Origin of the sequence: Streptosporangium heterodermiicola (assembly GCF_051390675.1) — a bacterium.
Lineage (GTDB): Bacteria > Actinomycetota > Actinomycetes > Streptosporangiales > Streptosporangiaceae > Streptosporangium.
The window spans coordinates 1-529 of sequence record NZ_JBPJSR010000106.1; the positions used below are offsets into that span (position 1 = coordinate 1).

The window sequence follows — 529 nt, forward strand, 5'->3', positions numbered from 1 at the left end:
GCAGCTCGCGGACTGGGTGGAGGAGCGGCCGGAGCTCGACGTGGCCGACATCGGCTGGACGCTGGCGAGCGGTCGTGCCCTGCTGGAGCAGCGCGCGGTGGTGATGGGTTCCGACCGGGCCGAGCTGGTGGCGGGCCTGCGTGCCCTGGCCGAGGGTACGGCGACGCCTGGTGCGGCACGTGGTGGCGGGCTGGCGATGCTGTTCGCCGGTCAGGGCAGCCAGCGGGTGGGCATGGGGGCGTCCCTCGCGGCGGCGTTCCCGGTGTTCGCCGAGGCGCTGGACGAGGTCTGCGCGTTGCTGCCGGGGTCGGTGCGTGAGGCGATGTTCTCCGGTCCGGAGGAGGTGCTGGCCGAGACCGGGATGACGCAGCCTGCGTTGTTCGCCTTCGAGGTGGCCCTGTACCGGCTGCTGGCTTCGTTCGGGGTGACTCCGGATGTGCTGGTGGGTCATTCGGTGGGGGAGATCGCGGCCGCTCATGTGGCCGGGGTGCTCTCGTTGCCTGACGCGTGTGCTCTGGTCACGGCGCGT

At 72.2% G+C, this 529-nt stretch carries 1 protein-coding gene; it reads left to right on the forward strand.

All coding sequences use genetic code 11. The features are described from left to right. Positions 1-529 (forward strand): acyltransferase domain-containing protein (locus tag ACSC1Q_RS43090; protein WP_436764527.1); only part of this gene is annotated, 529 nt, incomplete at both ends.